General features: G+C 69.6%; 7 protein-coding genes and 1 pseudogene. 6 read left to right on the top strand and 2 right to left on the bottom strand.

Going from position 1 to position 10,286, the window contains the following annotated elements:
- Positions 1-360: 360 nt before the first annotated feature.
- Positions 361-2,604 carry an MMPL family transporter gene (locus ACFWIA_RS34605; protein WP_387011241.1) on the bottom strand — a complete coding sequence of 748 codons (2,244 nt, stop codon included), beginning with the start codon at positions 2,602-2,604 and terminating at the stop codon, positions 361-363.
- A gap of 295 nt (positions 2,605-2,899) precedes the next feature.
- Here ACFWIA_RS34605 and ACFWIA_RS34600 point away from each other — a divergent pair, with 295 nt between their 5' ends.
- The 6 genes from ACFWIA_RS34600 to ACFWIA_RS34575 all read left to right on the top strand — a co-directional run bounded on the left by ACFWIA_RS34600 (position 2,900) and on the right by ACFWIA_RS34575 (position 8,278).
- The gene (locus ACFWIA_RS34600) at positions 2,900-4,012 is read left to right on the top strand and encodes a type III polyketide synthase (protein ID WP_387011240.1); all 1,113 of its coding nucleotides are present in this window, start codon (positions 2,900-2,902) and stop codon (positions 4,010-4,012) included.
- Positions 4,013-4,178: 166 nt separating this feature from the next.
- The gene (locus tag ACFWIA_RS34595) at positions 4,179-4,466 is read left to right on the top strand and encodes an acyl carrier protein (protein ID WP_387011239.1); all 288 of its coding nucleotides are present in this window, start codon (positions 4,179-4,181) and stop codon (positions 4,464-4,466) included.
- A gap of 46 nt (positions 4,467-4,512) precedes the next feature.
- Positions 4,513-5,745, top strand: coding sequence for a beta-ketoacyl-[acyl-carrier-protein] synthase family protein (locus ACFWIA_RS34590; RefSeq protein ID WP_387011238.1), 1,233 nt, complete (start codon positions 4,513-4,515; stop codon positions 5,743-5,745).
- 53 nt (positions 5,746-5,798) lie between these two features.
- Entirely contained in the window at positions 5,799-6,332 is a 534-nt protein-coding gene (locus ACFWIA_RS34585; protein WP_387011237.1) for an isoprenylcysteine carboxyl methyltransferase family protein, read from the top strand.
- A complete protein-coding gene (locus ACFWIA_RS34580) occupies positions 6,329-7,396 on the top strand; it encodes an NAD(P)/FAD-dependent oxidoreductase (protein ID WP_387011236.1) in 1,068 nt (355 codons plus the stop codon). The genes ACFWIA_RS34585 and ACFWIA_RS34580 overlap by 4 nt, the downstream gene beginning before the upstream one ends.
- Before the next feature lie 87 nt (positions 7,397-7,483).
- Positions 7,484-8,278 carry a class I SAM-dependent methyltransferase gene (locus tag ACFWIA_RS34575; RefSeq protein ID WP_387011235.1) on the top strand — a complete coding sequence of 265 codons (795 nt, stop codon included), beginning with the start codon at positions 7,484-7,486 and terminating at the stop codon, positions 8,276-8,278.
- Between the two features lie 1,040 nt (positions 8,279-9,318).
- Here the strand turns inward: ACFWIA_RS34575 and ACFWIA_RS34570 are convergent.
- Positions 9,319-10,162, bottom strand: a pseudogene (locus ACFWIA_RS34570) (IS5 family transposase).
- Between the last annotated feature and the right edge of the window lie 124 nt (positions 10,163-10,286).

Here is a 10,286-nt window from a genome sequence, read left to right as displayed (position 1 = left end):
GGAGATACGCGACGACATCCACGAAGCCTTCCTCACCCTCGGATGCGCACTCATCTGCTGGCGACGCCTGAAGTCATTCCGATAGGAGTTCTTAGCCACGCCATGACAGCGACCACAACCCCGTCCTGCACTCGCTACCAGGACATCCACTCCACGATTCCGCTGACGCCCACCCACCGCCTGCTCACAAGCGCAAACACCAAACGATCCACTACAGGCTAGAGCTACCTACAACAGACCCATCCGCCCTCAACGCATAACCCCAGCCCACACACCCCCGATCACCCCGACCGAACCACCCAATCAGCCTCGCAGCAGACCAGCCACCACCCCATACACCAACAGCCCCTCCCCCACGTGTTACCGGGGAAGGCTTGGTACCGGCATGTCACCCGCCTGCTTCTTCACTTCAGCGTCCGGTGGGAGCGTGGACGGGGAGGGGACGGAGCGGCCTCGGGGCCACCAGTTGGCCCGGCCGGCCAGGCACATGGCAGCCGGTACGAGGATGGTGCGGACGAGGGTGGCGTCGATGACGACGCCGACCGTGAGTCCGAATCCCAGGACTTTCAGCAGGGTGATGCCGGAGGTGGCGAGGCCCGCCATGGCGGTCGCCACGGCGAGGGCGGCGACGGTGACGAGGCGTCCGGTGTGTGCGATACCGGTTTCGACGGCGAGGCGATTGTCGCCGCAAGCTCGGTACTCCTCCTGGATACACGACAGGAGAAAGGCCTCGTAGTCCATGGACAGTCCGAAGGCGACGCAGAACAGCAGGATCAGAATGCTGACGTTGACGGTTCCGGTGACGGTGAAGGCACCGAGCGCGGTGCCGAGACGGCCGTCCTGGAAGACCCAGGTCACCGCGCCGAAGCAGGCGGACATGCTCAGCGCGGCCACCACGACCGCCTTGAGGGGCAGGAAGACGCTTCCGGTGAAGCAGAACAGCAGGAACACCGTGCCGGCGGTGACGACGAGGGCTGCCGCCGGCAGAGTACGGCGCAGAGCGTCCTGCGTGTCGTCGAAGTGCGCGGCGTTCCCGCCCACCATGTGCCCACCCGGCGCGTCGAGCTCTCGGGCCTGTTGCACGGCGTCGGCGGCCGCGCTGCTTTCGGGCGGGTGGGGAACGACGGCGTTGAACCAGGCACCGCTGGACCGCTGCATGGTGGGGTCACCAGGACCGACCGTGCGACCCGCCCGGTAGCGGGCGCGAGGGGTGGTGATGGCCCCGTCGGGCTGCGCCCGGGACCAGGAGCGCGCGTAGCGCTCCCAGCCGTTCGCGTGGTGCGCGTAGGAGCTCATGGGCAGTGCGATGGTTAGCGTGCTTCCCTGGGTGTCGGGCAGTGCTTCCCGCAGGGCGTCGGCCACGGCGTGTGCTTCAGTGCTGCTCGGCAGGATCCGTTCGTCGACGGGCCCCGGTTGCAGGTGCAGAGCAGGCACGAGCAATCCGGTCAGGACGAGCAGAGCACCGGCTCCCCACACGGCGGGGCGGCGAGTGACGGCTCGCGCGGTGGCCGGCCAGAACCGTCCGGCGCGCAACGGGTCGCGCGGTGGCCCGCTTCCGGTGTGTGCCGGGCGGACGAGGCGGTGGTCGAGGAGCAGGAGGAGTCTCGGCACGACGACGAGGCTGGCAGCCGCCGCGCACAGTGCGACAAGGATTCCTGCGTACGCCATGGAGCGCAGGAAGGGGAGGGGGAGGAACAGGAGGGCCGCCATGACGGAGGCGATGACGACGGAGGAGAAAGCAGCGGCGCGCCCGGCGGTCTGCAGCGTCGTGCGGACCGCGTGCCGCGGATCGCTGCCGGTGGTGCGCTCGGTTCGGTAGCGGGTGACGAGGAAGAGGCAGTAGTCGACGGTGAGGCCAAAGCCGAGGGCTGCGGTGAGGTTGGTGGAGAACACGGACAGCGGGACGAGTGCCGCGAGCGGTCGTAGCAGGGCCAGTGTGACGGCGACGGCGACGGCGGCGACGGCCAGGGGAACGAGCGCGGCGATCACCGATCGGAACACACCGACAAGGGCGAGCAGCACCAGTGGCGCACTCAGGAGTTCGGCCTTCAGGAGGTCGCGCGCACTGCCATCGGTGGCTTGGGCGCTGGTCCACGCGGGACCGGTGGCTCCGACGTGCACGCCCGGGGAGTCGCCGGTGACGAGCGGCACGACGCGGCGGGCCGTGGCGACGCGCTGGTTCTCGTCGCCGGCCAGCAGCGCGGTGATCACCGTGTAGCGGGCGGACGGGGAGTGCTGGGCCGGGTCGCGAGGTTCCCCGTAGGAGTGCACGGACGCGACTCCAGGTTGGCCGCGCAGGCGCTGGGTCAAGCCGGCCGCTGTCACTCGCACCGAGGTTGCGTCAACGGAGGTGTCCTTGGAGCCGATCAGGAACGTGAGATCGGGCGGGCCCGAGGTCAGATCCCGGCGCAGCAGGGCGTCGGCCTGGGTGGCCTCCGTGCCGTCGGCGTCGAAGCCACCGCTGACCATGACCTTCCAGGTTTCGACCGCCACGAACGTGCAGACGACGGTGCACAGAAGAGTGAGCCAAAGCACGGCCCACGCTCGCCTCCGCTGCTGCTGCTGCTGCTGCGAAAGCATTTGGGCGGGCATGGCCTTGGCCATCTCTCTCCTGACGCAATGCGTGGCCGTTATCCGTGCACAGGTCTCACTCGGCTGAAACATCCGGGCCCACGGTTCGTCCGGAGTTACGAATTGTGCCTTGGCACGATGCGGGAACGCGTCAGGAAGGTTTCTGGTGTGGCGAATTGCGGCCGGATTGTACTTCCTATGACCAGGCCCTGCGGTCGGGTCGGACAGAGGAGGAGAACGGGCCCGTGTCCGGGCGGCGGTTTGCCGTGCTCTTTGGTCTGCCGGTCTCTACAGTGCAGCGGAGCCGAACGTGGTAGAGGAGCGATGTATGAGCGCTGGGCCTGATCTTTCCGGGCGGCCACCGTCCCCGGGGACGAGCGGCGGCCCACGCGTCGCGGCAGTGCGAGTCACCGTCCCTGAACATCGCTACGAACAGGATCTTCTCACCTCCGCGTTTGCCGAAGGGGTTCTCAAGGACAGGCCGGAAGCAGGACGGGTCCTGTCCAAGATCTCTGCCAATTCGGGGGTGCGCACCCGCAATGTGGCATTGCCGGTGGAGGACTATCCTGCGTTGGCCGGATTCACCCACAGCAATGACACGTGGCTGGAACACGCGATGCAACTGACCGAGCGGGCGCTACGGGATGCGCTGGCAGTTGCCGGGATCGCGCCGCACGAGGTTGATGTCGTCTTCAGCACCACGGTGACGGGTCTGGTCGTGCCGTCGCTGGAGGCACGGCTGGCTCAGCGGGTCGGGCTGCGGGAAGACGTCAAACGGGTACCGCTGTTCGGTCTGGGATGCGCGGCGGGCGCCGCGGGCGTGGCACGCCTACACGACTACCTGCGGGGTTTTCCTGGCCAGGTCGGTGTACTGCTCGCTGTCGAGCTCTGTTCGCTGACCGTGCAGCACGAGGACCGGTCGATGGCCGGCCTGGTGGCCGCCAGCCTCTTCGGCGACGGTGCGGCGGCCGTGGTGATGCTCGGCGAGCAGCGGGGCGGCTCTCACGCGGGGCCACACGTACTGGCGACGCGAAGCCGTCTCTACCCCGACAGCACGGACGCGCTGGGCTGGCGCATCGGCGCCAACGGCTTCACCCTCGTGCTCTCGCCCGACGTACCGCGAATCGCTGAACAGGGGCTCCCCGAGGACGTGGCCGCCTTCCTAGCCGATCACGGGCTGGCACCGGACCAGGTGGGTCGGTGGATGTGCCATCCCGGCGGCCCCAAGGTCATCGACGTGGTCGAGCGCGCCTTCGAGCTGCCGCAGCAGGCATTGGCCCACTCCCGGCAGTCACTGGCCGCGCACGGAAACATGTCCTCCGTATCCGTACTCGACGTGCTGCGCATGTCGCTGGAATCCGCGCCCGCGAACGGCTCGGTCGGTCTGATGCTGGCAATGGGCCCCGGTTTCGCCAGCGAGCTGGTCCTCCTTCGGTGGTGATTCCGACGACCCACGCCCGTCGGCGGATCGGTTCCCATCGGCGGACCGAGGCCCGTAGGCGAAGGACGGCTTTCATCACGCCACATTCCCTCGACGAGTGATCCGGGATCATTTCGATGACAGCTCATATCTTTTGGAGCCACATGTGAACAGTTCTCCCGAGGAGATGCAGCAGCAGCTGATCTCTGTTCTGGCGCACCAGATCGACCGTGATCCCGATTCGCTCCGTCCGGAGATGACCTTTCGCGAACTCGAGGTGGATTCCCTGACCCTCATCGAAGTGATCGTCACGCTCGAATCGGATCTGGGTATCGATCTGCCTGCCGACCTGGACGGGGTCACAGCGGAGACCACGCTCGGCCGGGCCGCGGAAATCATCCAGACCACCGCCGCCGGGGAGCGCCGCCCCGCCGTCGACGTGGCGTCGGCGGCGCGGGAAGCTCGCACGCCGTGATCCGTCCGACGCGCGTCCTGGACTCCCTCCCGTTTCGGAGTCTCCCATGGTGAACGGCGAGACGCGTCCCGGAGACATCGCGGTCACGGGCGTGGGCCTGATCACCGCACCGGGGACAGGGGCCGAGGACTTCTGGCAGGGGATGTGCGCCGCGCGCCCCGAGGTGACGGAGGACCCCGTGCTCACGGGCCTGCCGGTCAACAGCTCGTGCCGCCCGGAGAAGTTCGACCCCGAGCAGCTGCTCGGCGGCCGGCTGAGCAGGCGCCTGGACCGCTTCACCCAGCTGGCCCTGGCCGCCGCCGACCAGGCGCTGCTCGACGCCCGACTCGACGCGTCGCAGTGGCGCGCACCCCGCGTGGGAGTCGTGCTCGGGGTGGGGAGCAACAGCATCGAACGCTACGGCGAGCAGTTCCGCCTGCTGGACGAGGGCCGGGCAGCGCACGTGTCGCCCCGGGCGCTCCCCCGCAGTGTGCCGAACATGGCTGCGGGCGAAGTGGCGATGCGGGTGAACGCCCAGGGCCCCAACTTCGTCACCAGCAGCGCGTGCGCCTCGGGAGCCACGGCCATCGGGGTGGCCCGCGATCTGCTGCGCGCGGGCACCTGCGACGTCGTGCTGACCGGAGGAAGCGAGTCGGTGCGCACGGCGATGACCGCCGCCTGCTTCGCCCAGTTGGGTGTGCTGTCCGACGGTTCACGCGGTCCGGTGGGCTGCCGCCCCTTCGACCGCGACCGCACGGGATTCGTCCTCGGCGAGGGCGCTGCCGTCCTGGTGCTGGAGACCCTGGAGCACGCCCGGAACCGCCGGGCTCCCGTGCGTGCCCGGCTGTGCGGGTACGGGGCCTCCACGGACGCATACCACCCCACCTCGCCGCATCCCGAGGGGCGCGGGGCGGAGGCGGCCGTGCTCGGCGCGCTGGCGGACGCCGGGCTCGTCCCCGCTGACATCCATCACGTCAACGCGCACGGCACCGCCACCAGGGCCGGCGACCTGATCGAGGCCGCCATGATCGGCCGCGTGTTCGCGGCGGCTCCGCCCGTCACCGCCAGCAAGGCCATGACCGGTCACTGCATGGGTGCCTCGGCCGCCATCGAGGCGGTCGTCACCGTGCTGACGCTGCAACACCAGACGATCCCGCCGGTCGCGGGAACGACCTGCGTCGATCCCCAGGCGGACCTGAACGTGGTCCTCGACGTCCCCCGGGCCGTCCCCATGCGCACCGCGCTGAGCACGTCATTCGGCTTCGGAGGTCAAAATGCCGCTCTTGTGTTCTCTGTCTGAACCTGGCCTGCGTCCCGGGTCGGCACCGGCTCCTCACCGAGGAGAGCACCGCGATGCACGCTGATCTCACGGCCGTACCCGGATGGCTGGTGGTCTTGGTGGCCGCCGTGGCCGCGGAGCGGGTGCTGGAACTCGTGGTCGCGCGCCGGCACTCCCGGTGGGCCAGGGCGGCCGGCGGCGTCGAGTTCGGCAGCGGTCACTATCCGGCGATGGTCGCGGTGCACACCCTGCTCCTCGTGGGCATCCTGCTCGAGGTCAGCCTGGCACAGCGCCCGTTCGTACCGGTCGTGGGCTGGGCGGCGCTGGGACTCGTACTCCTCGCGCAAGGGGTGCGCTGGTGGTGCGTCAGCGCTCTGGGGCCGCGCTGGAACACTCGCGTCATCGTGGTGCCGGGGCTCCCGCTCGTGCGGCGCGGCCCCTATCGATGGCTGCGCCATCCCAACTACGTCGTGGTGGTCGTGGAAGGACTGGCACTGCCCCTCGTGCATAACGCCTGGACGACGGCGCTGCTGTTCACCGTCGCCAACGGCTTCGTGCTGGCCGTACGTCTGCGCGTGGAGAACACGGCGCTGGGCGCCGTCACGTGACGCGCCCGCGATACGACACCGACCTCGTCGTCGTGGGCGGCGGGCCGGCCGGCCTGGCCACCTCCGTGCACGCGGCGCGGGCCGGGCTGTCCGTCACGCTCTTCGAGCGACGGCCGGGCCCGGTCGACAAGGCGTGTGGCGAGGGGCTCATGCCGGCGGGGGTCCGGCGTCTGCACGCCCTGGGGGTGTACCCGCCAGGGGTACCGCTCGCGGGGATCGACTACCTCGACCTGTCGGGCCGGCGCGCGCACGCTCCCTTCCCGCAGGGCCACGGCCTGGGCGTGCGCCGCACCGACCTGCACACCGCGCTGCTCGCCGCCGCCCAGTCGGCCGGGGTGCGGTGCGAACAGGCCCGGGTCACCGGGATCGCCCAGGAAACCGCGTCCGTCACCGTCCTCGGCCTGCGGGCGCGGTGGCTCGTGGCGGCGGACGGACTCCACTCCCCCATGCGCCGTCAGCTCGGTATGGCCGTCAGGACGGGCCGCCGACGACGTTTCGGGCTCCGTCGCCACTGGCGTATCCGGCCGTGGAGCGACCGCGTCGAGGTGTCCTGGGGTCCACAGGCGGAGGCCTACGTCACCCCGGTCGCCGCCGATCAGGTCGGGGTGGCCTTCTTGTACCGCCCGGACAAACTCGCCTCCGTCCCAGGCCCGCAGGACGCCTACGCCATGCTGCTGGACCGCTTCCCCGAGCTGGGGCGGCGACTAGAAACGGCGGTACCCGCTTCCGCTGTGCGAGGTGCGGGGCCTCTGAGACAGGTCACCCAACAGCGCGTCAGCGGCCGGATCCTGTTCGTCGGCGACTCCGCCGGCTACGAAGACGCCCTTACCGGCGAGGGCATCAGCCTTGCCCTGTCCCAGGCCCGAGCCGCAGCTCAGGCCCTGATCGCGGGAGATCCGACGCAGTACGAGCGGCAGTGGCTCCCCCTCACCCGCCGCTACCGCTGGCTCACCCGTGGTCTGGTGAGCGCCACCTCTCACACCGTCCCGCGCGCACTTCTGGTCCCCGGCTGCAAGGCCTCACCCGGCCTCTTCCGAGCCGTCGTGGGCCAGCTCGCCCAGTGAGTCCGCAGCCCGCCCCGCCCGACGAGACAACCCGCTCCCCGGGGACGGAGCGATCCGCCCCTCTGCGACAAAGCAAGGTGAACTGCCGTGCTCAGCGACACTCTGCCCCGCGGGGGTCCCGACGCCACCTGGTGGGACCGCCTCTACGAGACCGACCGGACGGAGTGGATCGACCTCATCGACCAACCCGGCGCGACGGCACGCGCCCGCCGCGGACTCGACGGCCTCGCCCGCTTCCAGCGGCTATCCCGGGCGTACCGCACCTTCTCCCGGCTCACCCTCGCCCAGGTCGGACACCTGGACGAGCCGCGTATCCTCGAACTGGGCGCCGGCCGCGGGCACCTGGCCCAGCACCTCCTGCGGGACCACCCTCGCGCCCACGTGACGTTCAGCGACCTCAGCCCGGACTCCGTGCGCGCCTTCCGGAGCGGCCCGCTGGCGGATCACCCGAGAGTGGCCTCACAGATCCTCGACGCCACCGAGATGGACGTCCCGGAGGGGTCGTGGGACGTCGCGGTCTTCGCCATGTCCCTGCACCACCTCCAGCCCGCACAGGTCCGCATGGTCCTATCCGAGGGCACCCGGGTCGCCCACAAGCTGCTGATCGTGGACGCGTGGCGGAACCCGGCCCTTCTCTCGGTCGTCCCGCTGCTGCTGCTCGTCGGCGGCGCGTGCACGGCGCACGACGGCGTCATCAGCCTCCGCAAGGCCTACAGCCCCTCCGCGCTCCGGGCGCTGGCACGTCACGGGGCCGCGCCGATCCGCGTCGACTGCCGCTTCCAACTGCCGGGCTACCTGGTCGCCACGGCCGAACGGGCGCGCAAGACGCCGAACCTGGAAGGATCCGGGACCAACAGCGCCCTTCGGTCGCCAATGCCTTGAGAGGAATCACCACGCCGACCACGAGGGGCCAAGCCCCTCCCTGTGCTATGTGGCCTTCCTCAAGGCGAAGAAGATCGACGACGTGGCGGTCGAATCCGCCACCGTCCTCGCCTACCTCACCTGTCCAGGCCTCCGGGAGAAGCAGCGAACAGCAGTGACGCCGCATACGAGTCGACTGTCCGGGAGATGGTCTCCGTCTCCCGGATCACCGTCCACCCATGTCCCACGCCGCGACCGGTAACGACACTGCGCAAGGTGGCCAAGATCCAGTGACGGTGTGAAGTCCCGCAGGGGTGGACCGGTCGACCGCCAGCGCGATGCCAGTGCTCTACGTGTGCTTCCTGCGCAAGTGGGGTGGACCGAGCTGGCTCTTGACGCCGTAACCCGAGGGGTCATGAGGCATGTGATCCCGTTCCTGCTCGATCAGCTCGCAGCCGGGGCAGCGCAGCGTGTCGGTGACGTACGCGTGCGGGTCGCCTCCGCGCTGTCGGTCCCACTCCTCCAGCCGGTTATGGCACTGCGGACAGACCGATCGACGCCACTCCGCCCAGGCCAGGGCCTTCGCCTGGTCCGGCTGCGTCCACCGTCCGTCGCCGCCGAGGAAGGCCGAGTGCGGACTGCGGAAGCGCTCGCATACCTCCAGCTCGGCCCGCAGATTCGGGGCACGGCTCAGTCTCTTCCCAGGTCGATCCGCGTCTCCCACTGGACCTGCCACGCCGCTTCCCACAGCGCGTTGACGTACGGGGCCACCAGGAGGTGAGCAGTTCGGCAGCCTCCCCTCGGCTCATCCCGTCCAACGACGAGGCGGCGATCAGCGCCGACGGCAAGGTGTCGGGGGTGAACACCGACCCGTCCTCGGCTTGGTGGGCGGTGGGCAGGTGGTCGCCGATCAGGTCCTCCAGCACCGGCCGCTGCAGTGCGAGGAAGGTCAGGAAGTCCGAGGCGGCGTCCAGCTCTCGTCGCGGGCCTCTTGGAGGGCGGCCTCCGCCTTCGCCGCGTGCCGCGCGGCCCGTTCATCGTCTAGGAGTTGTCTTCAAATGTCACGCCCACATCAGGAGCGATGCCAGGGTGAGGGCTGCTTGGTAGGACTCGGCTGTCTTCTCGTAGCGGGTGGCGATGCCTCGCCATTGCTTCAGCCGGTTGAAGCACCGTTCCACCACGTTGCGGCGCTTGTAGATCCCGCGGTCGAAGGCGGGCGGGCGTCCGCCCCGGCTGCCGCGGCGGGCCCGGTTGCGGATCTGGTCGGCCCGTTCCGGAATGGTGTGGGCAATGCCCCGGCATCGTAGCCAGGTACGGATTGTCTTCGAGCTGTATCCCTTGTCGCCGATGACGTGCGCGGGGCGGGTCCGGGGACGTCCGCGCCCGTTCCTGGGCACCCCGGATGGCCTCCATGACGGCCGTGAACCGCGTGCAGTCGTTGGTGTTCCCGACGGTGAGAGTGAAGGCGAGCGGTCGCCCGGCGGCGTCGCAGGCCAGGTGGATCTTGCTAGTCAGACCGCCTCTGGACCGGCCGAGGGCCGGAGTGCGGAGCCCCCTTTACGGGCTCCGGCCGCGGGCTGGTGGGCACGTGGAGTCGACCGACACCAGCCACTCGACGTCCCCGGCCGTGTCCGCCCTGGTCTGCGCCGCCCGCAGCATCCGGTCGAACGTGCCGTCCAGGGCCCACCGGCGGAAACGGGTGTGCAGCGTCGCCCAGGACCCATACCGCTCCGGCACATCCCGCCAGGCCACCCCGGTCCGGAACTTCCACACGATCCCATTGAGGACCATCCGGTCGTCCAGCCGCCTGCGGCCCCGATCCTCCCGGGGAAGCAGCGGCTCGACGAAGGCCCACTCCGCATCGGACAGTTCATGACGACGTATCACCGCACCATGATCCACCATCCAAGATCTTTTGAAGACACCCCCTAGGCACTGTTCGAAGTTCGGATCTCTTCAAGGCTCGGTGGTGTGCTGGGTGGGGCTGGTAGAACTCGCGTGTGGCGCGTTTTGATGTGACGGATGCCGA

It is taken from the genome of Streptomyces sp. NPDC127068, from assembly GCF_042724695.1.
GTDB lineage: Bacteria > Actinomycetota > Actinomycetes > Streptomycetales > Streptomycetaceae > Streptomyces.
Note: the sequence above shows the minus strand (reverse complement) of the source record. Positions and strands in the feature narration are given on the sequence as shown.